This is a genomic window from Caballeronia sp. LZ032, assembly GCF_031451315.1.
GTDB lineage: Bacteria > Pseudomonadota > Gammaproteobacteria > Burkholderiales > Burkholderiaceae > Caballeronia.
Window position 1 is genome coordinate 600,868 of the sequence record NZ_JARUXP010000003.1, and the last position, 23,724, is coordinate 624,591.

Annotated in this window: 23 protein-coding genes; 8 read left to right on the forward strand and 15 right to left on the reverse strand. The window is 63.6% G+C overall.

Annotated elements, in window-relative coordinates; all coding sequences use genetic code 11:
- Window position 1 precedes the first annotated feature (1 nt).
- Window positions 2–3,970, reverse strand: coding sequence for a response regulator (locus tag QCE69_RS24225; protein ID WP_309933403.1), 3,969 nt, complete (start codon window positions 3,968–3,970; stop codon window positions 2–4).
- Window positions 3,971–4,172: 202 nt separating this feature from the next.
- Here QCE69_RS24225 and QCE69_RS24230 point away from each other — a divergent pair, with 202 nt between their 5' ends.
- The 3 genes from QCE69_RS24230 to QCE69_RS24240 are packed head-to-tail and all read left to right on the forward strand — an operon-like array spanning window position 4,173 to window position 5,479.
- On the forward strand, window positions 4,173–4,415 hold the full coding sequence (locus QCE69_RS24230; protein ID WP_309933404.1) for a hypothetical protein: 243 nt from the start codon (window positions 4,173–4,175) through the stop codon (window positions 4,413–4,415).
- Between the two features lie 34 nt (window positions 4,416–4,449).
- Window positions 4,450–4,626: a DUF3563 family protein gene (locus QCE69_RS24235; protein WP_309923793.1), complete on the forward strand. Its 177-nt coding sequence runs from the start codon at window positions 4,450–4,452 to the stop codon at window positions 4,624–4,626.
- 25 nt (window positions 4,627–4,651) lie between these two features.
- On the forward strand, window positions 4,652–5,479 hold the full coding sequence (locus QCE69_RS24240; protein WP_309923796.1) for an alpha/beta hydrolase: 828 nt from the start codon (window positions 4,652–4,654) through the stop codon (window positions 5,477–5,479).
- Here the strand turns inward: QCE69_RS24240 and QCE69_RS24245 are convergent.
- The 3 genes from QCE69_RS24245 to QCE69_RS24255 form a co-directional block, all read right to left on the reverse strand.
- Window positions 5,468–6,115, reverse strand: a complete 648-nt coding sequence (locus QCE69_RS24245) for a VC0807 family protein (RefSeq protein ID WP_309923799.1) — start codon at window positions 6,113–6,115, stop codon at window positions 5,468–5,470. The two genes, QCE69_RS24240 and QCE69_RS24245, sit on opposite strands and share 12 nt — an antisense overlap.
- 136 nt (window positions 6,116–6,251) lie before the next feature.
- Window positions 6,252–6,581 (reverse strand): hypothetical protein, encoded by a 330-nt coding sequence (locus QCE69_RS24250; protein WP_309923801.1) that lies wholly within the window; start codon window positions 6,579–6,581, stop codon window positions 6,252–6,254.
- A gap of 150 nt (window positions 6,582–6,731) precedes the next feature.
- Window positions 6,732–7,622 carry a LysR substrate-binding domain-containing protein gene (locus tag QCE69_RS24255; RefSeq protein ID WP_309923803.1) on the reverse strand — a complete coding sequence of 297 codons (891 nt, stop codon included), beginning with the start codon at window positions 7,620–7,622 and terminating at the stop codon, window positions 6,732–6,734.
- A gap of 82 nt (window positions 7,623–7,704) precedes the next feature.
- Here QCE69_RS24255 and QCE69_RS24260 point away from each other — a divergent pair, with 82 nt between their 5' ends.
- Complete coding sequence (locus tag QCE69_RS24260) at window positions 7,705–8,472, forward strand: sulfite exporter TauE/SafE family protein (protein WP_309933406.1); 768 nt, start codon at window positions 7,705–7,707, stop codon at window positions 8,470–8,472.
- A 177-nt stretch (window positions 8,473–8,649) separates the two neighbouring features.
- On the opposite strand, the gene QCE69_RS24265 is transcribed toward QCE69_RS24260, so the two are convergent.
- The 7 genes from QCE69_RS24265 to QCE69_RS24295 form a co-directional block, all read right to left on the reverse strand.
- Window positions 8,650–9,093, reverse strand: a complete 444-nt coding sequence (locus QCE69_RS24265; protein ID WP_309933408.1) for a hypothetical protein — start codon at window positions 9,091–9,093, stop codon at window positions 8,650–8,652.
- Window positions 9,094–9,377: 284 nt separating this feature from the next.
- Window positions 9,378–9,581 (reverse strand): cold-shock protein, encoded by a 204-nt coding sequence (locus QCE69_RS24270; RefSeq protein ID WP_008347993.1) that lies wholly within the window; start codon window positions 9,579–9,581, stop codon window positions 9,378–9,380.
- A gap of 324 nt (window positions 9,582–9,905) precedes the next feature.
- Window positions 9,906–11,177 (reverse strand): ABC transporter permease, encoded by a 1,272-nt coding sequence (locus QCE69_RS24275; RefSeq protein ID WP_309933409.1) that lies wholly within the window; start codon window positions 11,175–11,177, stop codon window positions 9,906–9,908.
- A gap of 33 nt (window positions 11,178–11,210) precedes the next feature.
- On the reverse strand, window positions 11,211–12,728 hold the full coding sequence (locus QCE69_RS24280) for a sugar ABC transporter ATP-binding protein (protein ID WP_309933410.1): 1,518 nt from the start codon (window positions 12,726–12,728) through the stop codon (window positions 11,211–11,213).
- 17 nt (window positions 12,729–12,745) lie between these two features.
- On the reverse strand, window positions 12,746–13,720 hold the full coding sequence (locus tag QCE69_RS24285) for a substrate-binding domain-containing protein (RefSeq protein WP_309933411.1): 975 nt from the start codon (window positions 13,718–13,720) through the stop codon (window positions 12,746–12,748).
- A 75-nt stretch (window positions 13,721–13,795) separates the two neighbouring features.
- Window positions 13,796–14,905: a LacI family DNA-binding transcriptional regulator gene (locus QCE69_RS24290; RefSeq protein ID WP_309923813.1), complete on the reverse strand. Its 1,110-nt coding sequence runs from the start codon at window positions 14,903–14,905 to the stop codon at window positions 13,796–13,798.
- A 96-nt stretch (window positions 14,906–15,001) separates the two neighbouring features.
- The gene (locus QCE69_RS24295) at window positions 15,002–15,583 is read right to left on the reverse strand and encodes a DUF1349 domain-containing protein (RefSeq protein WP_309933412.1); all 582 of its coding nucleotides are present in this window, start codon (window positions 15,581–15,583) and stop codon (window positions 15,002–15,004) included.
- A 145-nt stretch (window positions 15,584–15,728) separates the two neighbouring features.
- Between QCE69_RS24295 and QCE69_RS24300 the strand changes: the two genes are divergently transcribed.
- Entirely contained in the window at window positions 15,729–17,081 is a 1,353-nt protein-coding gene (locus QCE69_RS24300) for a DUF308 domain-containing protein (protein WP_309933414.1), read from the forward strand.
- A gap of 15 nt (window positions 17,082–17,096) precedes the next feature.
- Here the strand turns inward: QCE69_RS24300 and QCE69_RS24305 are convergent, their stop codons facing one another.
- The 4 genes from QCE69_RS24305 to QCE69_RS24320 form a co-directional block, all read right to left on the reverse strand.
- Window positions 17,097–17,354 (reverse strand): hypothetical protein, encoded by a 258-nt coding sequence (locus QCE69_RS24305; protein ID WP_309816050.1) that lies wholly within the window; start codon window positions 17,352–17,354, stop codon window positions 17,097–17,099.
- A 128-nt stretch (window positions 17,355–17,482) separates the two neighbouring features.
- Window positions 17,483–18,544, reverse strand: a complete 1,062-nt coding sequence (locus QCE69_RS24310; RefSeq protein WP_309933416.1) for a glycosyltransferase family 2 protein — start codon at window positions 18,542–18,544, stop codon at window positions 17,483–17,485.
- 1,002 nt (window positions 18,545–19,546) lie between these two features.
- Window positions 19,547–19,792, reverse strand: a complete 246-nt coding sequence (locus QCE69_RS24315) for a hypothetical protein (RefSeq protein WP_309923820.1) — start codon at window positions 19,790–19,792, stop codon at window positions 19,547–19,549.
- A 75-nt stretch (window positions 19,793–19,867) separates the two neighbouring features.
- Entirely contained in the window at window positions 19,868–20,920 is a 1,053-nt protein-coding gene (locus QCE69_RS24320) for a LacI family DNA-binding transcriptional regulator (RefSeq protein ID WP_309933417.1), read from the reverse strand.
- A 147-nt stretch (window positions 20,921–21,067) separates the two neighbouring features.
- On the opposite strand from QCE69_RS24320, the gene QCE69_RS24325 reads away from it, so the two are divergent.
- The 3 genes from QCE69_RS24325 to QCE69_RS24335 are packed head-to-tail and all read left to right on the forward strand — an operon-like array spanning window position 21,068 to window position 23,722.
- Window positions 21,068–22,147 (forward strand): fatty acid desaturase family protein, encoded by a 1,080-nt coding sequence (locus QCE69_RS24325; RefSeq protein ID WP_309933419.1) that lies wholly within the window; start codon window positions 21,068–21,070, stop codon window positions 22,145–22,147.
- 20 nt (window positions 22,148–22,167) lie between these two features.
- Window positions 22,168–22,476, forward strand: a complete 309-nt coding sequence (locus QCE69_RS24330; RefSeq protein WP_309933421.1) for a non-heme iron oxygenase ferredoxin subunit — start codon at window positions 22,168–22,170, stop codon at window positions 22,474–22,476.
- Between the two features lie 4 nt (window positions 22,477–22,480).
- Window positions 22,481–23,722, forward strand: coding sequence for an FAD-dependent oxidoreductase (locus QCE69_RS24335; RefSeq protein WP_309933422.1), 1,242 nt, complete (start codon window positions 22,481–22,483; stop codon window positions 23,720–23,722).
- The last annotated feature ends 2 nt before the right edge of the window (window positions 23,723–23,724 follow it).

The window sequence follows — 23,724 nt, forward strand, 5'->3', positions numbered from 1 at the left end:
GTCAGACCTGCTCCAGCATGTCGCGCGCGATCTTCGACGCACGCGCGAAGTCGAGCGCCCTGACGCGCGCGAGGAAATGCTCGAAGTCGTCGCGCTGCCCGCTGGGCGCAAGCGCCGACAGGTTCTCCGAGAGCGCGATGGCCTGCAGGTTCGATGCATCGAGCAGGTTCACGATAGTCGTGAGGCGCTCGCGCCAGTCTTGCTCATCGAGCGGATCTGGCTGTGCGGGAGCCTGTGACGGCGGGGTCGCGTGCGCGAATGCGTGCGTGAGTTGATCGACACTCGATGCGAGCAGTTGCTGCATGCGTGGCAGCCCGGCGCGGATGGAAGCAAGCGCGCGGTCGTCGTCATCGCGATGGAGCAGATCGCTTTCGAACTGGCTCGCAAGCTGCGCGAGCGCGCTGGCGCCCACTGTCCCCGCACTGCCCTTGATGGCGTGCAGCACCGAGGCGGCGCCGTTTGCGTCGTGATCGGCGAGCCGTCCGGCCAAACGGGCCAGTTGCGCTTCGGCTTGCGAGCCGAAGTCGCCGGCCACCTGATGGATCAGATCCAGATTGCCGCCGAAACGCGCGATGATCGAGCCGCGTGCCTCGATCGTCGTCAATGCTGCGCCCGGTTCGCTTGCCGTTTCAACCTGTGCCCGCGAGCGCAACACGGCAACGAGCCGCTCCACGTCGATCGGCTTGCCGACGTGATCGTTCATGCCCGCTTGCAGGCAACGCTCGCGATCCGCGCCGGATGCATTGGCGGTCATTGCGATGATCGGCAGCGCGGCGAAGCGGCTGTCGGCGCGAATCAGCCGCGTGGCTTCCAGGCCGTCGAGATCGGGCATCTGCACGTCCATCAACACGGCGTCGAAGTGCATGTCGCTCGCGCACACGCGCTCGACGCCTTGGCGTCCGCCTTCCGCCAGCGTCACGTGCGCACCCTCGGCGTGCAGCAGGCCTTCGGCGACCTGACGGTTGAGCGCGTTATCCTCGACGACCAGCAGCGTCATGCCCGCGAGACGCCGCGCGCCGGCGGCATCGCCAAGCGCTGGCGTATGGGACGACCGTGTGCCGCCCGGTCCCGGCAGTGCCGCGCGAATCGCGTTGACGAGCTGCTTCGGCGTGACGGGCTTCGTGAGGAACCCGGCGAAAGGCGCGCTGCCTTGCTCCTGCGATTCACGCAAGGTCTCGCGGCCGAACGCCGTCACGAGCAGCACCAGCGGCGCTGGAGCGCGGCCCTTCATCGTGCCGATGAGCCTGGCGGCGTTCAGCCCGTCGAGGCCCGGCATGCGCCAGTCCAGCAGTGCGATGTCATAGGGCGCGGGTCCGCGCGCGGCCTCGCCGATGCGCTCGACTGCCTCGATGCCGCTCGTGACCACGTCGGCCTGCCAGCCCAGCGCGCGCACCGTACGCGAGAGGATCTCGCGCGCGATCGCGTTGTCGTCGGCGATCAGAATACGTGCGCCATGTTCGAGGACCGGACTCTCATCAGGCACTGCTACGGCCGCGCGTTCGATACCCAGCGTGATGTCGAACCAGAAGCGGCTGCCTTCGCCGACACGGCTCTTCACTTCGATCCGGCCACCCATCATGCCGACAAGGCGCTTGCAGATGACGAGCCCAAGTCCCGAGCCGCCATAGCGCCGCGAGGTCGAGGCCTCCGCTTGCGTGAAGCCTTCGAAGATGCGTTCCAGTTGCTCTGCGCTGATGCCGATGCCGCTGTCGCTCACCGAGATGCGCACGCGCGCCGTTTCGCCGGCCGCATCGCGCGAGCTGTCGAGAAGCTGCATGCCGACGACGATCTCGCCGCTCGACGTGAACTTGAGCGCGTTGCCCGCGAGATTGATGAGCACCTGTTGCAGCCGGAAGCCGTCGCCGACCAGCACGCCGGGCACGGCCGGGTCGAGATCGAACAGCACTTCGACATCTTTCGCGCCCTGATTCCCCGAAAGCACGACGCCCAGTTCCTCCAGCAGTTTCTCGGGCTCGAACGGATGAATGTCCAGTTGCAGCTTGCCTGCTTCGATCTTCGAATAATCGAGGATGTCGTTGAGCAGGTTCAGCAGCGACCGCGCCGCCATTTCTGCCTTGCCGATGTAGTCCTGCTGCCTCAGATTGAGCGCGGTGGACTGCACCAGATGCAGCATGCCGAGGACTGCGTTCATCGGCGTGCGAATTTCGTGACTCATGTTCGCGAGGAACGAGGACTTCGCCGCACTGGCGGCATCCGCCTGTTCCTTCGCGTTGCGCAGATGGAACTCGAGTTCGTACTGGTCAGTGATGTCGTAATTCACGCCCGTCATGCTCATGGGCTTGCCGTGCGCATCGCGTTGCACCCGCAGGCCGCTCTGGATGCGGCGCGTGGTGCCGTCGGGCAGGACGATGCGGAACGGCGGCAGGGCATCGGCAGTGCCCGCGGCCACGGCGCGCAGGCCGGTATCGACGCCCTCGACATCCTCGGCATGAATGCGGCGGCGCCAATGTTCGTAATGCAGGCCGTTGTCCAGCAGTTGCGGCGGGTACTGGTAGATCTCGAACATGCGCGCATTCCAGTGCAACTTGTCGGTGGCGAGATCCCACGACCAGATGCCCAGTTCGGCGATGTCGGCGGCGAGGAGCAACTGGTCGCGCGCATCGGCGAGTTCGCCGCGTTCCTTCTTCTGCCGCGAGATATCGGTAATCACAGATACAAAATGCAAAGCACCATCAAGGCGCATGGCCCCGGTGGAGACATGCGCCGGGAACGAAGTGCCGTCCTTGCGCAATCCAGACAGCTCGCATTCGGCCGTTGCGACGCCTGACTCGCCCTTGAATTGCATTATGTATTCGTTATACGCGTCGAGATGCGGCGGCGGCACGAGCATGCGGATGTTCTGCCCGATGATCTCGCTCGCTGCGTAGCCGAACACCCGCTCGCCGGCGGAATTGAAGGAGCGGATCGCGCCGCGCTCGTCCACGGTAATGATCGGGTTGATCGCCGTGTCGAGCACAGTGCGCGTGGTCGCGAGGCTGCGGGCCAGTTCCTGCTCGACGCGCGTGCGTGCGTTGATCTGGCGCACGAGGCTCGAGCCGAAGAGGGCCAGCACCAGTGCCAGCATCCCGGTGATGGCGGCATGCCAGAGCGTGTCGCGCCACCACGGCGCGATGATCTCGTCACGCGACAGCGCCGCCGCGACGAACAGCGGATAGTCCGGCAACTCGCGGAAACTGTTGAGGCGCGTGATGTGGTCCTGCGACGAGTTGATCGTGAAAACACCCGAGCGGCCTTGTTCGAGGTGCGCGCGGAACAATGTCGTGTCGATCACGTTCTTGCCGACGAAGCGGTCCTCGAATGGGCGGCGTACGACCATCGCGCCGGAGTTCAGCACGAGCACCGCCGCGCCGTCCTCGCCAAGGTCCAGGCTTTCGTAGAAGCTCGAGAAGAAGGTGACGTTGATGGTCGCCAGCGCGACGCCCGCGAAGCTGCCATCGGGCGCGTCGATGCGGCGTGAAACCGGCACGATCCATTTTCCGGTCGAGCGGCTCTGCACCGGCACGCCGATATGCGTTCCCTGATCCGTGTGTGTGCGGTGGTATTCGAAATACTCGCGGTCGGAGTTGTTGAAGCGTTGATCCAGCACCGGCTGCGAGTTGACGATCCAGGTGCCGTTCTTGTCGTAGATGAACAGGCCGTTCAACTGCGGCAACTGCTCGACCCGCGAGACGAGCGAGCGATGCAGGCGCGCCAGCGCCTCCGGGCCAGTCCCGTCTTCCTCGACGCGTTCCACCATGCCGAGCAGCGTGACATCGGCTTGCCTGAAGGTGTCGTTGGCGTGCTGCGCCATTGCGCGCGCGAGGTTGGACGTGGCGGTGGTCATCTCGTCGAGCTGGGCGCGACGGGCGGCGAGACTGCGCCATACGTCGGTGCCGATCAGCAGCACGCAGACTGCGACGATGAACACCGTCATCCTGGAGGTGAGCGAATGACGACCGGGGCTGGGCAAGCCGTTTATCTCCGAGTGAGCGTGGCAAGGGGCAGGCCGGGGCGCAAGGACCTAAGGCTGCCGTATCTTATCGCGCCATTCGCAGGTGGCCGGCTGTCGCGCCGGCCGAGGCTTTGCGCGGCTGTTCAGGCTGTTTACGGCACCCGTGTGGGACAGCTTGATCCCTTATTTCGGGAATTTTCCCCGAACATTCGCAGTTTGGATGGTTGTAAGACACAGCGCGCACGGCCTTGGACGTGTTGGCTACGTGCTGACTTTCAGTTTGAAAGCGTTGGCCGAGGTCCGACACGGTTCCGTGGCAGCGCGCGCCAAAGCCTTGCTGGACAAGCATTTCGCGAAACTGGCACGGCCGGTGCATTGCTATTCCGACACCCGCCGCCTCAGCGACTTCCTGATCGAACCAAGCATCAGTGAACCAATGAATGAATCGCTCTGCCGGCATTGAAACGCATGACCTGCTGCCGAAAGTGGAGCGAACCATGTTGGGAATCCTGATCGACGTGTCCAGGGAAATTCTTTTGCCCCATCTGATCTGCTGGGTCCGCGTGCTGCTCAACCGCGCCGAACACGGCCGGCGCGATGCCTGGCTGGAGTCGTGCGCCGACATCGGCGAACTCGAACGGCGCATGCGCGCATGCGATCAGACGGACGCCTGACCTCATCATCCATCCGCCCTCCACCATGTCGACGACTTCGAAGAACGATAAAGCCGCTGTTTCCGTGATCGCCCTGCATTGCTCCGGCTCGGGCGCAAACCAGTGGCGGCCCTTGCGCGAGACGCTTGCCTCAATGAGTCCTCGGCACGCGTTCTTCGCGCCTGAGCACTACGGCTGCGACGGCGTCGGTCCGTGGGGCGGCGAGCGTGCCTTCACACTGGCCGACGAAGCGGCCCGCACGGTCGATATCATCGATCGTCATCCGGGCCAGGTTCATCTGGTCGGTCATTCGTATGGCGGCGGCGTGGCGTTGCGCGCGGCGCTCGAACGCCCGCGCGACGTGGCAAGCATCACGCTGTACGAGCCCTCCGCCTTCAACTTGCTGAAGGGCATGGGCGCGGACGGCGCGCGCGAGTTCGCCGAGATCCTTGCGATCGCCTCGCGCACGGCGGAGGGCGTCGTGGCCGGCGACCTGCGCGGCGCCGCCACTGCTTTTGTCGATTACTGGGGCGGAGAGGGCGCGTTCTCGGCGTTGCGGCCTTCGGTGCAGTCAATGCTCACGCGCTGGGTGCCGAAGGCGCCGCTCGACTTTTGCGCGCTGATCCACGAACCGACACTGCCCAGCGCCTACGCGAAGCTGCGCATTCCCACCCTCGTGATGCGCGGCGAACATGCGCCCCCGCCGACGCGGCTCATCGCGGAGATCCTCAGCACGCTGATGCCTGTCGCGCAACTCATGACCGTGCCGGATGCCGGGCACATGGGGCCGCTCACGCATGCGGACAAGGTCAACGAAGCGATCGCGCGTCATATCGCGCAGTGTGGCGAAGCGCTCGAAAGCCTAGCCGAGTAGACCGTCGCGGGAAGGACCGCTCTCACCCTGGCGTTCGATGAGTCTCGCGCGAAACCAGAAGGTCCACGCCAGCAGGCCGCCGTACATCGCGTAGCTCACGACAGGCGACACGACCAGATAGCGTTCCACCGGCCAGGTCCACGCGAACCAGAAGCGCAAGGCGGTTTCGGCCGTCAGCCCGATGCCCCAGACGAGCGTCATGAGTCGCAGCGAACTGCGCAGGCCGGCGCTTTCATTCCAATAGGCTTCGAAGCGCTCGGCGCCGTTTTCCTGTTCGCGCGTGACAGTGGCGCGCGCCAGATAAAAGATCAACGGGCGGTCGAACAGGAGCGAGATGAGGAAGACGATGCCGGTGGCGCCCGCGGCGAGCGATTCGCGCACGAGCAGGATGCGGGGACTGCCGCCCAGTGCGAGCAGCACGATGGACAGCGCGATGCCGAACAGGACCAGTGCGGAGAGCGCGTCGACGCGCCTCGTGCGTGCGAACTCGGCGAGACTCCAGACGAGCGGTGGTGCAGCCGATGCATATAGCGCCCCGACATCGCCCCAATGCGGCAGCGCGAGCCGGTAAGCGAGCCACGGCAGCAGAAGATTGGCAACGAGTTCGAGCAGCAGGCCGGGCTTGATCTTTTTCATGAGCTCGCGGAAGGGAATCGCGCGGTGCGCGAGAACATCTTGACCTTGAGCCCAGTATAAAAGATCAGCCGTGCTGGAATAGGGGAGATTGGCCGCCCGCTGCGTGGGCGGCTTTTTTTCAAGCCCGGCGCGAGTCTTACTTTCTGCCCGCCGCGGCGGCGCCATTCGCACTGTTCGCGCCATTCATGCCATTGGCCGTGCCCGCATTGGCGGCATTCGGGTTGTAGGTCGAGTTGTTGTTATAGCCGGGATTCGTCGTATTGCTGTTGGCGTTGTTCGAATACGCGTTGTTGTTCGAGCGCAGTGGCTTGGGCTGCAGCGTCTGGTTGATGATGCCCATCTGCCCCATCTTCTTCGCGGCCTGGCTGTCGGCATTGGCCGCCGATGCAAAGCACAACCCGGCCGCGCCGGCGATCAGCGCGATGTGCATGGCGCGTCGCGGCGCGCGCGTGGAAACTTTCTTCATGACCGCCTCCTGTTTGGCGCTTGTCGTGTGAGCAAGCATATGAACGCGCTAAAGCGCGTGGCAAGCACTTAAGCATATAGGGTCGTGCAAGCCGAATGCCCAGTACAGAAAGGGTTTTGCCTAGGGGATTCATCGGATGTGAGGCACGCTTCAAGCGTGTTGGGCCGCTTCCTTGAGCGCCTCGGCGAGCAGGCGTGCATGCGGTGTCAGCGCGTCGAAGTCGCGCGCGCACAGGTGCAGGCGGCGCGTGGCCCATGGCTCCGAGAGCGGCACGATGGCGAGCTCCGGCCGTTCGAGCATGCGCGCCGATGCCTCCGACAGGATCACGAGCCCGATGCCCGCCGCCGCGAGCATGCCGACATTGTCGACGCTGCGCATGCGGATGCGATAGTTGATCTGCCGCCCGATACGCGAGGCGCGCTCGGCCAGATGCATTTCAAGCGCGGCATCGGAGAGTCCGACGAACGCTTCTCCGACGATCTCCGCAAACGCCACCGCGCGTTCACCCGCGATGCGATGCGACCGGTGCGCCACGACGACCAGTTGATCCTGCGCGATCAGATGCGTCTGGAGCATGCCGAGATCCGTGGTATCGGAGACGACGCCGAGATCGGCGCGACCCTCGGCGATGATCTGCACGATGTCGACGCTCGGACGTTCATCGAGGTCGATGGAGAGATCGGGGTAATCGGCGAGGAAGCGTGCAAGCCGTGGCGGCAGCAGCGTGGCGAGCGCGGCGGTGTTCGAGAGCAGCTTGATGCGGCCTTTGAGGCCGGTGGCGAAGGAGCGCAACTCGCCGCGCATCTGCTCGACCTGGCCGAGAATGGCGCGTGCATGCCGCGCGAACGCTTCGCCGGCGGCGGTTGCCTGCACCCCGCGCCGGTTGCGCTCCAACAGCGGCGCACCGAGCGCCGCCTCCATGCCCGCGATGCGTTCGCTCGCGGAAGCCAGCGCGAGGTGCATGGCCTGCGCGCCCGCCGTGATGCTGCCGCGCTCGATGACGGTCAGGAACAGGCGCATGTCGGTGAGGTCGAAACGCATGACGCATGCTTCGGCGGAACCGAAGTCTCACATTGGAAATGCCAGATTGTAAGCGTGCAGTCCTGCCGATAGCATCTGTCGCATGCAATCCATTCTTCTCGTCAGCGGCGCAGGTTTTCTCGCGGGGGCCATGAACGCACTGGCCGGCGGGGGCTCGTTTGTCAGCCTGCCCGCGATGATCGCCGCCGGCTTGCCACCGGTTCAGGCGAACGCTTCGAGCACCGTTGCATTGTTTCCCGGCGGCGTCGTGAGTGCCTGGGCGTATCGCGACGGGCTCGGGCCAGTCGGCTCGGTGCCTATCCGCTGGATGCTGGTCGTGACGTTGATCGGCGGCTTCGCAGGGGCGGCGCTGCTGCTCTCCACGTCGTCGAAGACCTTCTCCTTCGTGTTGCCCTGGTTGTTGCTGTGCGCGAGCATCACGCTCGCCTTCGGGCGCAGGCTCGGCCAAACCTTGCGGCGCCGCTGGCGTATCGGCGCGCCTGCCGTGCTGTCGATTCAATTCGTGCTTGGCGTGTATGGCGGCTACTTTGGCGGCGCGGTCGGCATCATGATGATGGCTGTCTGGGGACTGCTCGATGCACGCGATCTGAAGAGCCTCAATGCGCCGCGCACGCTGCTGGTGAGCGCGGCCAATTCGGTTGCGGTGCTCACCTTCGCGGCCGCGCACGCCGTTCGCTGGCCCGAAACCATCGCCATGCTGCTCGCGGCGATGCTCGGCGGCTACGGCGGCGCACAGCTCGGCCGGCGCGCGCCGCCGCAACTGATCCGGGCGGGCACCTTGCTCGTCAGCGCCGGCATCACGATCGCGTTCTTCGTGAAGACCTACGCGCCGACGCTGTTCCACCGATAAAGCCTGTCCCGATGCACGGAGGCGATCATGATTCCCGCGCTGCTTGAAACCATCGGTGTGCTGTCCCTGCTGGCAAGCGTGCTGGCGAAGATCGCCTGGCTCTGCGATGACCCTTCGCGTGATGCGAAAGTCCCACATGCTGTGCGTTTCCCGCAAAGAGCACGCGAGGTCCGACGCTCAATGCGAGCCGGGAGCCAGGCCAGGAAGGCCGAGCGCGCTGCGCGCCGCGTCGTAATCGCGGATGAAGCGCGGATCGTCGTCCATTTCACGCGTCATCCAGCGCGTGAGGTCGTCGCGGCAGGCAGAATCGGCGATATCAGCGAAGCATGGCGAGTTCGCCGACATCATGCTCGCGGCCCAGTAGAAACCGAATAGCGCCTGCTTCTCGGCGGGGTCCATCGTGATTGCGTGAGGATCCTTGCCGGAGAACCAGCGATCGAGCTTCGCTGCAAGCGCTGCCTCGGTCTCATGGCTGTCGTAGGAGAACACATAGCCGCCGCCAGCCTGAGCCGTATGGAAATCGTTGAGCACGACAGCGGAAGCAAAGCGCGCGGCGCGCGTGTTCAGGGCGAATGACTGTGCATGGGCGTCGCAAGCGGCAAACCACAAGGCGAAGAGCAATGCATTTGTTTTTTGCCGTACGCCTGCACGGCATTTTTTCCGATCGCTTGCATGAATCACGGTATATGAAAGAAAGAATTTCGCCTAAGCGCGGGGCGGCCAAGCTAAAAATCATATTAATTCTACGGAATTCCGCCGCGTGCCGTGCGAAACGGAAACCTTGCACATTGCATGAGGCAAGTCCGCACGAGCCCGGAACACAAGGCCGGCATTTCAATTCCTGGGTTACCAATGCAAAACGGCCCTTGCGGGCCGTTTCGTGCCTGAAGGCTGAACCGCCTGACTTACAGCGGCTGGATCGTCGAAGCTTGCTTGCCCTTGGGGCCTTGCTTGACTTCGAAGCTCACCTTCTGGTTCTCCTGGAGTGACTTGAAACCCTTGGATTGGATTTCGGAGAAATGTGCAAACAGGTCTTCGCCACCGTCATCCGGCGTAATGAAGCCAAAACCCTTTGCATCGTTGAACCACTTAACAGTACCCGTTGCCATTTGTCCAAACCCTTTTGAGACGTATTCGGTTGAAGATGCGCTCTGAAATTTCGAGCGGCAGAGAGTTTTACCACGCCAGAACGCGAACTTCAAATAAGCGTTTCTGCTAAGAGACGTGACATTACATCGTCATACTCGCTGCAGCCAGTCTTGTCCGCCCGAATGTTTAGTTCGGAGACGCTATGTTCGGACTTTAATCAGGGGCGTGGATATGATTATCCATGACTTTCAGCCAGCCAAAAACAAATAAACATCATGCAGAGCACAGGTTATCCCTTTGGACACGGCCGTAGTCCCGCTCTGGAACCGGGTGCCGAAGGGGGCTCATCCTCCGCGCCCGGTGAAGCGCTTTAGCAGCCCGCGCTTGCCGATGTCAGTCTGCTGCAGGAATACCGCAATCACGATGATGAGCCCCTTGAGCACCAGTTGCGTGTTGCTGTCGATATCGTTGAGCAGGAGGATATTGCTCAAGAAGCCGAATATCAGCACGCCCGCGACCGTGCCCGACACACGTCCGACCCCGCCCGCGAGACTCGTGCCGCCGATCACCACGGCGGCAATGGCGTCCAGTTCCCAGCCCATGCCCGCATCGGCCTTGCCTTGCCGGTATTGCGCTGCGTAGAGCACGCCGACCAGCGCGGACAGCAGCCCCGAAAGCGCATACGCGGCCGTCTTGTGACGCGCGACGGAGAGCCCCGAGATCAGCGCGCACTTCTCGTTGCCGCCGATGGCGTACAGGTACTTGCCGAACACCGTACGGTTCATCACGAAGCCAACCACGACCGCGATCGCCAGGAAGAACAGCGCGGGCACCGGCACCACGTTGAAGAGCAGGGCGCGCAAGGCCTCGATGTCCGTGGTGGCGTTGGTGCCGCTGTAGATCGAATAGACCGCCGTGTCCTGGCCGGCAATCAGGCGTGCCGCGCCGAGCACGCCGACCATTGCGGCCAGTGTGACGATGAAGGGCTGCATGCGTCCGCGGGTGATGATCCAGCCGTTGAGCGCGCCGACCGTGAAGCCCGCGAGCGGCACGATGCCCATGACCGCGAGAAGCGGCATGCGATGCGCGCCATGCAACGCGATGCCGGCGCAGGCCAGCAACGCCGCGACGAGCGCGATGCCTGCCTGCGGCAGCACGCTCGCGGGCCGTCGCGCGGTCTTCAGGTTTCTTGTATTCAAAATGCCGCGTGCGATGCCGGACACGGTGAAGACGATGACGAACACCGCTATCGCCACCAGCACGAGGGATGCGTGGGTCGCGCGATTCCAGCCGTCGGTGGTGAGCAGCATGGCGGTGAGCACGCTGCCGAGGCCCATGATCGCGCCCACCGAGAGATCGATGCCCGCCGTGATGATGACAAGCGTCATGCCGATGGAGATCACGCCGACGTTCGCCACCTGACGGAACACGTCCGAGATATTGGCGCTCGACAGGAAGATGTTGGCGCCGTCGGCGGCATGCGGCGACGTAAGTGCGCCGACCACCAGCAGCACGATGAGCCCCAGGTAGTACTTGAGCGTCGTGAGGAAGGTGCTCAGATGTCGCTGGCGGGCGCTGGCCGCGGGCTCGGCGAGTTGGTCCTGCGCATGCAGCATGATGAATGCCTCCGTGTCTTCGCCCGGCTTGATTCAGGGCGATGCCATCCTGATGAGCACGTCGCCTGAAAACTGCTCGCGTTTCAGCACGCCGCGCGCGCGTCCTTCACACATCACAAGGATGCGGTCGCACAGCAACATCAGCTCGTCGATCTCCGAGCTCGCGACGATCACCGTCACGCCGCCGCGCGCGGCCGCCAGCACTTGCCGGTAGATCTCGGCCTTGGCGGCCACGTCCACGCCGCGCGTCGGTTCATCGAGCAGCAGGATGCGCGGCCGGGTCATCAGCCACTTGCCGATGATGAGCTTCTGCTGGTTGCCGCCCGATAACGTGCTGGCGACCTGCGCGAGACTGCGATGCTTGACGTTCGACGCGCGCGCCTGCGATGCGGCCCATGCGTGCATGCGTGCGCGCCGATACAGCGGAAAGCCCGGCGCGCGCGATAGCGAGGGCAACAGCAGATTCGCTTCGAGCGAGTGATCGAGCACGAGGCCGTCTTTCTTGCGGTCCTCCGTGACAAACGCGAGTCCGGCGGCGGCCGCGCGATCCGGCGAGTCGATCGCGCGCGGCTGGCCGGCAATGCGAATCTCGCCGGTGCGCCGATAAGGCGACACACCGAAGATCGCTTCGAGTATCTCGGTCTTGCCCGCACCGAGCAGTCCCGAGATGCCGAAGACCTCGCCCTGCTGCACGGCGAACGAGACCTCGGCCACCGGCGCGCGTGCTGCGCCGCCAAGCGTGAGATCGCGCACTTCGACCGCAAGCGGGCGCGCCTGAGGCGCTTCAGCTTCAGTGCGCTCGGGCGGCGCGAAGTCCTTTCCGATCATCATCGAAACGAGCGCCTGCGAGGACTCCACATGCCGCATCGGCAGCGTTGCGATGCGCCGCCCATCGCGCAACACGGTCACGCGGTCCGCGACCGCGAAGACTTCGCTCAGGCGATGACTGATCAGCACGATACCCATGCCGCGCTCCCGCAACGCGCGGGTCAGGCCGAGCAGCGCGCGCGTTTCCGTGTCCGAAAGAGCGGAGGTGGGTTCGTCCATGAAGAGGACGCGCGCGTCGGCGAGCAGCGCCTTGGCGATCTCCACGAGTTGCTTCTCGCCGACGCGCAGCGTGCCGACGAGCGTCTCCGGCCCAAGGCGAAAGCCCAGTTGCGTGAGCACGTTCATGGCGGCGGCGCGCATCGCGCGGCGGTCGGGGAAGCCCATGCGCGTGCGCATCTCCTTGCCGAGGAATATGTTATCGACGGCGGACAGCGTATCGACGAGATTCAACTCCTGATGAATGGTCGCGATGCCGGCGCGCGCGGCGTCGTTGACGCTCGACATGCGCGTGGCCTCGCCGCGCACACGGATGCTGCCTGAATCGGGCGCATACAGGCCGCCCAGTATCTTCATCAGGCTCGACTTGCCCGCGCCGTTCTCGCCGACGAGCGCATGAATCTCGCCCGCGGCGATGTCGAAGTCGACGCCCGCGAGCGCGGGACTGCCGTTGAACGATATCGACAGGCCCGCGGCCTCGACGAGCGGCGCAGTGACGGTTGCCATGACGCGTGTCCGCTCGTTCAGTGGCTCGCGATGTACTGCTTGGCGTTAGCGGCGAAGATGCCCTGGGTCGGCAGCGTCACTTTCTTCGGCACCTTGTCGCCGTGCAGGACCTTGAGTGACTCGCGGATGCCTTCGGCGCCCGGCGTGGGATACATGAAAGTGCCGGCGAGCAGACCCTGTTCGACCCACGTCGCGCCTTCCTGCGGCAGGCCGTCGATGCCCACGAACTTGATGCTCTTCTCTCGGCCCGCATCCTTCGCGGCGAGATAGGCGCCATAGGCCATCGGATCATTGTGCGCGTAGACCACGTCGATCTTCGGCTGCACCCGCAGGACGGTCTTCATGTAGTCATAGGCCTTGTCCTGCTTCCAGTCGCAATCCACCCGTTCGCCCACGCGCTTGACGCCTTTCTCCTTGGCGAGCGCCTTGTCTGCGCCGTCGTGACGGTCGTGAGCGGGCTGTGCGCCGAAGCCGCCCCAGATCTCGACGAGACTGCCTTGCGCCTTGCCCGGCCCACCCATCAGCTTGACGATGAAGTTGCCCGCTTCCTCGCCGATCTGCACGTTGTCGCCGCCGATGAACTGCGTGAACTGCTCGCCGTTCACTTCGCGGTCGAGCACGAACACGGGAATGCCTGCCTTGAAGGCCTTTTCCACGACGCCGGTGAGCCCGGCCGACTCCTTCGGCGAGATGAAGATGGCATCCATCTTCTGCGCGATGAAGTTCTCCATGTCGGCGTTCTGCTTGTCAGTGCGATCGCCTGCGTCGGCGATGATGAGCTCGACCTCAGGATGCTTCGCGGCCTCGGCCTTCATGTCCTTGTTGAACTGCACGCGCCAGGGTTCGACGGTCGTGACCTGCGAGAACCCGAAGCGATATTTCTTTTGCTGTGCGAACGCGGGCTGCGAGGTGAGCGCCGCGAGCGATCCCACTGTCCCGGCCAGCGGCACGGCGATGAGACTCGCGGTGATGATGCGTCGTTTGCTGTCCATTGCGTCTCTCCTGATGGGTTGGCCAGCTTGTGCGTGGTTTTTTAACGCCGAAAAATAAAACGTTATAGTGCGCCGCTAATGATCGGCGAGCGTCGCCCGCCTGCGGCCGCGCCCGGCGTTCTGGTGCGCCGGCTGGGTCTCCGCGCTGTCTTCCTTCTCCGTTGATCTGCGAGGCGGCGCGGTGCTCTCCCGCACGCGCAAGTCCGCCCGCATGCGCAAATGCACCGGCTCCGCGGCTTCGCCCTGCAACTGCTTGTGCAGCAGTTGCCAGATCGCTCCGCCCACCGCTTCAACCGGCTGATGAATCGAGCTGATACGGGGATGCAGCACGGACATCCATGGCGCGTCGTCGAAGGAGAGCAGCGAAATATCTTCGGGCAGGCGCAGCTCGGCATCGCGAATGGCACGCAGCGCGCCGAGCGTCGCCACGTTCGCGCCCGTGAACAACGCAGTGGGGCGCTCGCGTTCCGCCAGCAGGCCGAGCGTGACCGTATGGCTCTCGGTATCGGTCATGCCGCAGACGACGATGCGCGCATGACGCGTGAGGCCCGCGCGCTTCATCGCCGCGAGATAGCCGTCCGCGCGCTCGCGGCTGTTGACCAGATCGAGCGCGTTGACGATGAACGTAATGCGCTTGTGGCCGAGCGCGATCAGATGTTCGGTGCCGTCGCGGGCGGCGCGCCGGCTGTCGGTGGTGACGGTGTTGGCGGGGAAGCTGTCGTCCACGCGGTCGGCCATGACGAGCGGGACATCGCATTCACGCAGCTCGTCGATCGCGTGGGCATAGCCGTGGCAGGGAATGATGATCATGCCGGCCACTTGCCGTGACAGCACGAAGCGGATGCGCTCCGCCTCGCGCTCGGGATCTTCCTGCGCATGCGCGAGCAACAGGCGATAGCCGCTCGCCAGCGCGTGGTCCTCGACAACACACAATAGTTCGATGAAGAACGAGTTGGTGAGGTCCGGCACGACGAAGCCGATGGACGTCGAGCGGTTGCTGCGCAGTTCCGCCGCCAGGCTGTTGCGCCGGTAGCCAAGCTGGCGGGCCGCCTCCCAGACCTGCTGGCGGCGCGCGTCGCTGACGCCGTCGGCGCCCGCCATGACCTTCGACGCGGTGCCGAGCGAAACGCCGGCCGCGTTGGCGACATCCTTGAGCGTGCTGGTGATCTTCTTTCTTGAGTCCAAGGCGCGTTGACCGTCCGTATTCTGAAACGTTTCAGAATAGTAGAAAGTGTCGTGCGAAGGCGCAAATGAGTGTTTTTACCGAGCCGGCCGCAGGGTCTATAACGCGACGTCGTGCAGACCCTTGACGACGGGCGGTCCTACTTTGAAGTCCGAGAACCGGACCTCGAGACCGCCGCGCTCGGGCGTGCAACACATGGGTCCGACGTGCCACCCCGAGCCCGAGTGTGCTGGAAAGGGCGCGAGACGCATCAGGATCCAGTGCTTCTCGTCCGCGCTGCATTGCACCTTCAGCACGTTCTCCAGCACCGTGATGCGCAAGCGGAAGCGGTTTGCGTCGGCACGCGCGCCGAGCGACCAGTCGGAGAGACCGTCGGTCAGGACCGTGCTGAAGGTGAGGGCGCCGTCGTTGTACTCGGCGCCCGCCTTGACCCAGCGCTCGGCGCTTGCGCGCACCATGAGGCCCGCCTGGTCATAGAGCGCGGAAAACGCGCCTTCGACCGTTACTTCAGCGGTAAAGTCGCCTTCGACGGTTGCGCCGAACACATGGCCGTTGTCGCGTACGAAGCCGTAATGCGTCTTGCGCCAGAAATCGGTGCTGGCGTCGGTGGTGACATGGAGCGTATCGCCGTCGAGCTTCCATTGCGCGGGCTCGTTGATCCATTGGCACTGGTCGAACATGGCGTCTCCGTCGCGTGGGTCGCGGCGCCAGTATGGCATGGCTCGTCTCACGGCAGGCGCCGGATCATGATGCGGTGCAGCGCGCGATCTGCACTAACATGAACGATGAATGCGCATGCGTCGTCCCCGTTCAAAAGGAAGAACGATGGTCAAGCTGATGATGATCCTGCTGGGCGTGGACTATCTGCGCAATCGCTGGCGCAGCCTGATGGCGATCGGCTGGCTGTTGCTCATGGTCGGCATCGGCGTGTTCATCGATGCGCTCGACGGCGCGCTGGGTTTTCCCATCGAGCTCGTGGGCTGGCTGTTGCTGATCGAGAGCGTGCTTTCGCTGGCGGTGGCATGGGCAGGCGTCGGCGGACAGCGCAGGCTGCGTCATGCGAAGGGTATCGTCTTCCTGCTCACGGCCGCGCTGATTTTCGAAGGCAATCATCATGGCCACTTCATTCTGTCGATGCTGATCGGCGTGGCCTTCGTCTTCGATGGACTGCTTCAGGCGACGTCCGCGCTCGTCGTGCGCTACCGGCGCTTTCGCGTGGCGCTCGGGTTTGCGTTCTTCGAGATCCTGCTCGGCGTCTTCATGCTGCAACCCTATCCGACGCACTACAAAGGGACCGTGCCCTATTGCGTCGGGGCATTCTTCATCTTCGCAGGGATCAATCTGATCCTGATCGCGACCCGCGTCCGCAGGTTGACGGGCAATCCCGCATTACACGAGGCAGAGGTCGCGCGTCCTCTACAGCCTGCGCGTGAATGGGACGGCCCGCCCGCCGATGACGAGCCCGCGCTCACCGTGCATGTGTGGACGCCAGTGGGATCGTCGAAGGCGGAGACACAGTGGCATCCGGTCGTGGACCGCTATATCGCGGCGGTGGACCGCAACGGCGTCATCTCGACGGGACATGCGGCGCTCGAAGCGCCTGGCGGGCTTTATGTGAGCCTGTATCCGGCGGTGGAGATCGACCGCTCGCCGGACGACTTCGCGCGCCTGTTGCGTGCCACGCGTGAGAACGACGTGCCCGGCACGTTCCAGCCGAGCTATGAGTTCGAATCGAAAGCATGGTGTCCGTCGACGGTGCGCGTGCGTATTCGCAACTACGACCCCGCGCGGCTCGATAGTTTCTGGCGCAACTATCGGCAGGACACGACGTATAACCTCACGCACCGCAATTGTTCGAGCAGTGTCGCGCGTGCATTGGACGCTGCGCTGGAAGGAGCGGCGGGGCGCCTGTATGGCACGCATGCCGGCGGGGGCGCGCTGGTTCGCATGATTCTGACGCCGGAGTTGTGGGTCGCCGCGCAGATCCGCAAGCGCGCCGTGACGATGGCGTGGACGCCCGGTCTCGCGCTCGACTATGCCCGTGCGCTCAGCATGGTCGCCGATCCGCGGCCGTATGGGTGGCTCAAGGTTGCGCGCATGGCGTTGACGAAGATGCGCGACTCGCGGCGCGCGTGGCGTGGGGAAGGACCGCTTGCAGAGAGTGGCGAACGGGATTAGGCGCGTGCGAATCCGTCAGAGGTCGAGTTCGTCCTCGGCCTTGCGTGCCCGGCGTTCTTCATTGGCGCGGCGTGCGCGCAGGCGTTGGCGCGACAGCTGGGCGATGACTTCACCCGTGCTGGCGCCCGGCGGAATTTCGTTGCGAATGACCTTCGGCACCATGGGCAGACCCATGCGTTGTCTGCGCAACGCGCGCGCGATATGGGTGCGGCACTCCTGCCCGTGACAATCCCATTCGTCACGGATTCGCTCACAGTAGGGACATTTTTCCATCCCGGCAGTTTATCGCGAATCGCCGAAAGGTCTGTAAGCCGGGCGCGCCAGAAGAACGTGCTGACAAGCGAGTCAGCGTGCGGGCGAAGGAAGCGCAATCGATGCCTCCCGCCCGCACGCTGGCGCGCTCATCCGCTGAACTGGTTCGAGGCGCTCGAACGCCGCTCGCGCTGATGATGATCGAGACTGCGCCGCAAGACCTTCTTCACGAGCCCTTTAAGGAAGTGGATCGAACGATCCGCGCGCACGTTCAGATCGAAAGGCTTGAGCTCGACGACTTCGCGGCCGCTGCGTTCGGCGAGCGTCGTGCGCGTCTTGCGGTGATCGACCGCCATTGCCGACAGCGTCTCGGAGGCCTGCTTGAACGATGCGCGATCCACGCGCGCGCACACATGGCAGGCGCGATGGAACAGCTTGTCGAACACAGTGAGCCAGTAATCGTCCATCTCGCCGCCGTTGCAACGTGCGAGCGCTTCGCGGCCATTGAGATGGAGATCCTCGACATCGTTCAGCGAGGCGCATTGCGTGATGCTGCCGAAGCGCCGGCGATAACCGATGAGCGGCGTCGGGACGCGATACAGGCTGCTCGCGCGGAGATACGTGGAGGGCACCACGGCCGCATCCTCGTAATGACGTCCGACAGGGAACGGCGCTTCGTCGAACAGGGAGGTGCGATAGACCCGCGCCCACACGAAGGTGTGGAAGTCGTCGGCGAAGTGCTGCAGCGCGGCCCGGTCCATGGGCGCGCCGCCGCGCGTGTCGCCGTCCACGATGTTGATCTCGTCGAGTTCGCGGCCTTCGTCGTCGATGATCTTGACGTTGTATTCGACGATATCCCACTTGTTCTCGGCCAGCACCGGAATGATCGACTCGCCGAAGCCCTTGAGGAAGACGTCGTCGCCATCGAGAAAGCCGACATAGGGCGTGCGCACCGACTTGAGGCCGGTATTGCGCGCCGCGCTCAGGCCACCGTTCTCCTGATGCACGAGTTCGATATGCACGCCGCGGTCGCGCTCGACAATCGCGCGCGCGGCGGCATAGGTCTGGTCGCGAGATCCGTCATCCACCACGATGATCTTCATTGCATCGATGCAGGGCTGGCTCAGGAGGGACTCGAGCGCTTCCTCGATGTAACCCTCGATGTTGTAAGCCGCGACGACGATGCTAAGCAGCGGGGTCGTGTCTCGCAAGGAGTCACTCTCAAACGGCATATATGACGCTCTCCGTCGATGATTGGGCTATGTCTCCTTGCATCGTGTGCAAGGAGCCTCGTCAATACGCGACGTGTGGCGAAACAGAGCCTTTCGCGCCAATGCGAAAAATGCTCCGCCCAACGCGCCACACGGCGAGTCATGCAGTGGTCTGTCAGTAACGGCGGGCTCGTTCACCGTGTAACGGCGGGGAGAGCCATTCGGAATGCCGATGCGGCGCAGCCAGTCACGCAGGACTTGCGACAAGCAAGCCGCATGATCGGTCTGTCGACGCTTATTGTTGGTGCATGTCGCGTCATTCGGCCGGCCCCGGAAGCCCCGGCGTGACGCACATGTCAATCGAGCCAACGCCATACAGCACGTTGTAAGGGGCGGGTTCCCCAGCGTTTTTTCACTTCACTGACGCCATTCCTGCTGTCACCGAGTTACCGTGCCTGTTCTATGCGGAACTCCCTGACAGATCAGGCTGATTGCGTGGCCTGCATGTTAGCCGCTCAAAAAAGACCAGATTGCGCGACTGGTCAAACCAGTCATCGAAGTCCTGCCTCTTTGAAGACAACAATACGAAATCGTTCACGCACTACGCGTACTTATTGCATTGCGCGTGCATCCGTTACCCTTCCTGAATCTTGCGGTGTCACTTCAGTGATAACCCTTACTATGCTCCGGGCTCAAGTTTGCCTGCTCCGTGCGGTCCGCCACATGGGAGTGACATCAAACCCTCTGATTAGTGACAAACCGTTTCATTTTGCAAGCACGTATAGCAAGCGCAGGCATATTTTTCATGACAACTCCGATCGCGCCGCAGGACGCTGAAAAATATGCTGATCACGTCCAGATGTGATGCGGGCTGGACAACCATGCAGTTCGTTACAGCAGAAGCAGTCGAGAGGCTTTAGCAAGCGTAATGCCACTGCATGTCTGCTTCGGCTTCTTGATCTGAATGGCTGCAATGAAAGGAAAATGAATGAATTACAGGTTTCAACGATGCTTGTAGAGCGACTGTCCGAGTGCTTGCTCTGAAGGCTGGGTCAGCCATGCGTCCTGACGAGGGCTGACACCGGAGCCCGGTTCATGCATGTGCTGCGTAACAGCATAGATGACTTTTGATTGATGCAAAGGGCCATCGTGCAGCAAGCCTGACGAGGCGGGCGTTTCGGTTTGCGCATAAGTGAGCGCGGGCACTGCCATGGCGACGGCCAGCAGGGCCGCAAGAGGCATTTTCATGAGCGTCTCCTTGATCGTGTGGGAACTCACGAAGCAGGTTAGGCGCGCAGAATGAGTGCAAGCTTAGCCGCCTTCTCAGACGTTCTCCGGCGTGTAGAGCTGCGCGGGCAACGGATACTGACTCGCCAGTGCGGACTCGCCGGGGAGTGCCTGCAAGGCGCGTAACATGGCCTGCACGGCTGTTTCGGCAATGCGTTGCAGCGGCGTGTCGATCACCAGATCGATGACGCCTTCCACAAGCGCTTCGTAGCGGTCCGGCATCAGATCGCTGCACACGGTGACGATGCGTCGCTCCGAAGCCTCTTCACGCAGCGCGCGAATCACGCCGCCCACACCGCCGCCGGGAATGTAAAGGCCGGCGAGATCGGCATGGCGCGCGAGCATCGCCAGGGTAGCTTCGTAGGCGAGTTGCTTGTCTTCGAGGTTGATCTGCGTGTCCAGCACGCGCAATCCTGGTGCATGTTCGCGCAGATAGGAACGAAAACTGATCTCGCAGCTTTCCTGTCCCACATAACGCGGTGTGCCGACGAACACGCCCACCGTCCCTTCGTTGCGATGGGCCAGCCGGCTCACGGCCCATGCGGCGGTGCGTCCGCTCTTGCGCGGATCGACGCCGATGTAGCCGGCGCGCAATGGCGCGCTCAAGTCCGATAACAGCGTAACCGTGGGCTTGCCTTGCGCGTGCAGGGTTTCGATCGCGGCTGTCACATGCGGATGATCGACAGCCACGACACCGAGCGCGTCCGCGCTATCGCCCAGTGCAAGCAGCGTGCGGGCGATCGAAGCCGGATCGAGTTCGTCCATGTATTCGATGACGGCCTTGCAGTCCTCGGGTTCGTGTCGCGCGGCGGCGTCGGTGAGGATGCGCGCAAAGCTCTGATAGAACGGATCAGCGCGTTTCTGAAGACAGAAGCCCAGTGTGTGGCGCTCGCGGCGTTCGCCGCGCTGCGCGCGCAAGCGCTCCCGCATCAATCCGGCGCCGTGATAGCCGATGCGTTCGGCGGCTTCGATGACGCGTAGCGCGGTGCCATCGCGGACGCTCAGACGCCCGTTGAACACGCGATCGACGGTTGCCGGACTCACGCCGGCCGCTTCGGCCACTGACTGAAGTGTGGGACGCTTGCTCATCGATTGATGTAAATGATGGGTTTCAAACGTGCGCAATGATGCTTAAAGATAGCAAATGCGCGCGCATATTGCGTGCGGGAAACGTCGCTCCTATTATCGATTCCAAGAAGAACCCATGATGTGAATCCAATCAAAGCTTGAGGTGACATGATGGAATCGCGGCAGCCCGGGGAGACGGGCGAGCATGAGCGGCATCGCGCATACCGGCTGATCGATGGAGACGGAGAGCGGGCGAAGCTGGCCGGTCTCGTGAATGCGGAGTGGTACAAATGCGCCGTTCCGAGGCCGGTGATGAAAGGCCTGATGCAGCGAAGCGATGCTCGTGCGATACGCGACACGCTGCTGTGGTATGCGGCCATCGTCGCGAGCGGCGTGCTTGCATGGTTCGCCTGGCGCGCGCATTCGCCATGGGCGATTCCCGCGTTCTTCCTGTATGGCACGCTGTATTGCAGCCCGGCGGATTCGCGCTGGCATGAGAGCGGTCACGGCACTGCATTCAGGACGGCATGGATGAATCAGGTGCTGTATCAGATGGCATCGTTCCAGGTGTTCCGTCGGCCCACCGTCTGGCGCTGGAGTCATGCGCGACACCACACCGACACCCTGGTGGTAGGCCGCGACCGCGAGATTGCCGTGCCGCTGCCCACCGACTGGCTGAGCCTCGCGCTGAACGTCTTCGCGCTGAAGCACGCGGCGGCGGAGGTACCGAAGATGATCTCGGCGGCGTTCGGCGAAATCGGCGAGGAAGAAAAGACCTTCGTACCCGAATCAGAATGGCCGAAGGTGATCCGGGAAGCACGCATTCATCTGAGCATCTATATCGCGGTGATTGCGTCGTGCTTCGTGTTCCGCTCGATCCTGCCGTTGCTTTACGTCGGTTTGCCGAGCCTGTATGGCGCGTGGCTCTACCTCTACTTCGGTCTCACGCAGCATGCGGGCATGCCCGAGAACGTGCTCGATCATCGCAAGAACTGCCGCACCGTGATGATGAATCCGGTCTTCAGGTTTCTTTACCTGAACATGAACTATCACGTCGAGCACCATATGTTTCCGATGGTCCCTTATCACGCGCTGCCGCGTCTTCACGATGCCGTCAAGGACGACATGCCGCCGCCTTATCCGAGTTCGCTCGCGGCCTATGCCGAGATCATTCCAGCGCTGATGCGGCAAACGCGCGATCCGTCGTATCACGTCGAGCGGCCCGTGCCGGCCGCCACGCAGCCCTGAGCCCCGAAGGAGACAAGAGCATGACGCAATGGATCGATGTAGCCGCGCTGGACGACATAGAAGACGAGGATGTCATGCGCTTCGACCATGACACGCGCACGTTCGCGATCTATCGCGTGAACGACGCCGTCTATGCAAGCGACGGCCTGTGTACGCATGAACAGGTTCATCTGAGCGACGGCTTCGTCATGGATCATGTGATCGAATGCCCGAAGCACAACGGCCGTTTCGATATCCGCGATGGCCGGCCCCTGTGCGCGCCAGTATGTGAAAAGCTCAGGACCTATCCGGCGAAGGTCGAGGGCGGTCGCATCTTCATCGAGATCTGATGCCATGACCGACCAGCACGATGCCCGGGCGATGGTGATCGTCGGTGCGGGGCATGCCGGCGGGCGTGCCGCGGCTGCGCTGCGTGAGTTCGGATGGCGCGGGCGCATCGTGATGATCGGCGCGGAGCCGCATCTGCCTTATGAGCGGCCGCCTTTGTCCAAGCAAGTGCTGACCGGCGAGCGCGATGTGTTGCAGTGTGCGCTGCGCAGCTGCGATGCATGGGAGGCGGACCGGATCGAGCACAAGGTGGCCAGCGTCCGCGGCATCGTGCCGGGTTCGCGTGAAGTGATGCTCGCCGATGGCAGCCGCATCGCGTATGAAGCCTTGCTGCTGGCTGCCGGAGGACATGTACGCAAGCTCTCTATCCCCGGCGCGCAGCTCGACGGCGTCATGACGCTGCGCACCCTCGACGATGCCTTGTGCATCGCGCCGCGTCTCGTCAGCGGAGCGCGCGTGCTGATCGTCGGTGGCGGGTTCATCGGGCTGGAGGTGGCGGCGTCGGCACGCATGCGGGGTTGTGAGGTCAGCGTGATCGAAGGGGCGGCGCGGCTGCTTGGACGCGCAGTGCCCGAAGGCATCGCGCACAGCGTGCAGCATCTGCACGAGCGCAATGGTGTCGCGATACACGTGGGTGTTGCACCGGTCGAGATCGCTCGCACATCACAAGGCGTGCTGCGCGTCCTGCTGTCGGACGCGCGTTCAATCGATGCGGACATCGTGATCGTCGGCATCGGTATCGAACCCGCGGACGAACTGGCGCGGGACGCCGGTCTTGTCGTGAATCGCGGCGTCATCGTGAATGCGCAACTGGAAACGTCGGCGCCGAGCATCTTCGCGGCAGGCGATATCGCGATCCATCCAAGCCGCTTCACGGGCGCGCCCATCCGTCAGGAAACCTGGCACAACGCCGAAACCCAGGCGCGCACAGCTGCCCGGAACATGCTCGGCGCGCAGGCCGCTCATGACGATGTGCCCTGGTTCTGGTCCGATCAGTACGACCATCAGTTGCAGGTGGCGGGCGAGCCGTTGCTCGGCACGCGCACGGTGCGGCGCGCGCCGGGAGAGTCGGCTTCGATGGACTTTCATTTCGACGCGGCGAACCGGCTCGTGGGCGTAAGCGGATTCGGCCCGGCTCACGTCATCGCGAAAGACATGAAGCTTGCGCGCATGCTCGTGGAGCGCGGTCTGTCACCGTCCGCGGATGTGCTCAGCGATGCAGGCTTCCGGTTGAAGGCACTGCTTTGAAG

What these genes read in the sequence shown, in the direction of transcription:
- QCE69_RS24300 (WP_309933414.1), top strand. Translation starts at nt 15,729, where the DNA reads ATGGTCAAGCTGATGATGATCCTGCTGGGCGTGGACTATCTGCGCAAT.
- QCE69_RS24320 (WP_309933417.1), bottom strand. Translation starts at nt 20,920, where the DNA reads ATGAGCAAGCGTCCCACACTTCAGTCAGTGGCCGAAGCGGCCGGCGTG.
- QCE69_RS24275 (WP_309933409.1), bottom strand. Translation starts at nt 11,177, where the DNA reads ATGCTGCATGCGCAGGACCAACTCGCCGAGCCCGCGGCCAGCGCCCGC.
- QCE69_RS24260 (WP_309933406.1), top strand. Translation starts at nt 7,705, where the DNA reads ATGCAATCCATTCTTCTCGTCAGCGGCGCAGGTTTTCTCGCGGGGGCC.
- QCE69_RS24315 (WP_309923820.1), bottom strand. Translation starts at nt 19,792, where the DNA reads ATGAAAATGCCTCTTGCGGCCCTGCTGGCCGTCGCCATGGCAGTGCCC.
- QCE69_RS24245 (WP_309923799.1), bottom strand. Translation starts at nt 6,115, where the DNA reads ATGAAAAAGATCAAGCCCGGCCTGCTGCTCGAACTCGTTGCCAATCTT.
- QCE69_RS24295 (WP_309933412.1), bottom strand. Translation starts at nt 15,583, where the DNA reads ATGTTCGACCAGTGCCAATGGATCAACGAGCCCGCGCAATGGAAGCTC.
- QCE69_RS24285 (WP_309933411.1), bottom strand. Translation starts at nt 13,720, where the DNA reads ATGGACAGCAAACGACGCATCATCACCGCGAGTCTCATCGCCGTGCCG.
- QCE69_RS24240 (WP_309923796.1), top strand. Translation starts at nt 4,652, where the DNA reads ATGTCGACGACTTCGAAGAACGATAAAGCCGCTGTTTCCGTGATCGCC.
- QCE69_RS24335 (WP_309933422.1), top strand. Translation starts at nt 22,481, where the DNA reads ATGACCGACCAGCACGATGCCCGGGCGATGGTGATCGTCGGTGCGGGG.
- QCE69_RS24270 (WP_008347993.1), bottom strand. Translation starts at nt 9,581, where the DNA reads ATGGCAACGGGTACTGTTAAGTGGTTCAACGATGCAAAGGGTTTTGGC.
- QCE69_RS24330 (WP_309933421.1), top strand. Translation starts at nt 22,168, where the DNA reads ATGACGCAATGGATCGATGTAGCCGCGCTGGACGACATAGAAGACGAG.
- QCE69_RS24325 (WP_309933419.1), top strand. Translation starts at nt 21,068, where the DNA reads ATGATGGAATCGCGGCAGCCCGGGGAGACGGGCGAGCATGAGCGGCAT.
- QCE69_RS24230 (WP_309933404.1), top strand. Translation starts at nt 4,173, where the DNA reads ATGGTTGTAAGACACAGCGCGCACGGCCTTGGACGTGTTGGCTACGTG.
- QCE69_RS24280 (WP_309933410.1), bottom strand. Translation starts at nt 12,728, where the DNA reads ATGGCAACCGTCACTGCGCCGCTCGTCGAGGCCGCGGGCCTGTCGATA.
- QCE69_RS24235 (WP_309923793.1), top strand. Translation starts at nt 4,450, where the DNA reads ATGTTGGGAATCCTGATCGACGTGTCCAGGGAAATTCTTTTGCCCCAT.
- QCE69_RS24305 (WP_309816050.1), bottom strand. Translation starts at nt 17,354, where the DNA reads ATGGAAAAATGTCCCTACTGTGAGCGAATCCGTGACGAATGGGATTGT.
- QCE69_RS24255 (WP_309923803.1), bottom strand. Translation starts at nt 7,622, where the DNA reads ATGCGTTTCGACCTCACCGACATGCGCCTGTTCCTGACCGTCATCGAG.
- QCE69_RS24250 (WP_309923801.1), bottom strand. Translation starts at nt 6,581, where the DNA reads ATGAAGAAAGTTTCCACGCGCGCGCCGCGACGCGCCATGCACATCGCG.